Source organism: Parashewanella curva, from assembly GCF_003675895.1.
GTDB classification, from domain to species: domain Bacteria; phylum Pseudomonadota; class Gammaproteobacteria; order Enterobacterales; family Shewanellaceae; genus Parashewanella; species Parashewanella curva.
Genome location: NZ_ML014959.1, coordinates 1 through 841, shown reverse-complemented (window position 1 = coordinate 841; position 841 = coordinate 1). Strand labels below are relative to the sequence as shown.

At 37.6% G+C, this 841-nt stretch carries 1 protein-coding gene; it reads left to right on the top strand.

The window, feature by feature from the left end:
* Nucleotides 1-547: 547 nt before the first annotated feature.
* The gene (locus D5018_RS21450; RefSeq protein ID WP_121840990.1) at nt 548-766 is read left to right on the top strand and encodes a hypothetical protein; all 219 of its coding nucleotides are present in this window, start codon (nt 548-550) and stop codon (nt 764-766) included.
* Nucleotides 767-841 lie beyond the last annotated feature (75 nt).

The following is an 841-nucleotide window of genomic DNA, read 5'->3' as shown; positions in this document are numbered from 1 at the left end:
TACCGACAATGAGAGAAGAATGGGCGCTTCCATTAATGGAAAACTTTTATCGTTACCTTAAAAATCATCGTATTTACCGCAGTGTCTTTGGGATTATTTGATTTAGAAATATGAGGGGATCTTTAAGATTAATACTATTTAATTTATCAATCTAACTTCGATCGGCTAGCATCTTACGACAGCACTTAATGAATCACCCCGCCGCAAGCAACGGGTATCGTAAAGCATGTTCGGTCACTCTTGCTTTGCAGGAAGCAAAGTAACTACAGTTTTGTATGTCGGTAGTCCAGTGGCTTTCATTTATTGTAACAAAGGCGCTGGATACCTTTCGCAGGTATGACAAGAACACATTACAAAGCTAGTTCGCCTCGAGAGGTGGGGCATTAACCCTTTAGTGATTGAGTTTATAAGTTATGGTCATGGTAATGTGTTACTGATTAATTTCAAAGTGTAGAATCAGTTCTTAACCCGAATTAGCATCTATACAAATACACAAAAAATAACCATAACCACTGAATTAAATGACAACTTTCATGGGTGGCACACAATGACATTACCTATTCAATCCTCCATAATTTCAGTTAATTTACAATCAACTGATGGGTGGGAACTAACCACACATGAGCTTGATAAGGTTTCGGTTGCTCCTAAGCAAACTCTGTTAGTTCAGTTCAAAGGGAAAGATAGTTATTTTTATAGGGTTAAACTAAAAAAAAATGTAACTATTCAGCCTACTGAACAAAAATATCTGGCAAATGCCCACTGAACAACAAGTTCAGCGCTGTTGAAGCTGTTATATTTTGCTTTCTGCAACTCGAAACGTAACTGCGTATGGCACAGA

Bases quoted from the DNA above. Each gene is read 5' to 3' on its own strand.
- D5018_RS21450 (WP_121840990.1), top strand. From the start codon at position 548: ATGACATTACCTATTCAATCCTCCATAATTTCAGTTAATTTACAATCA.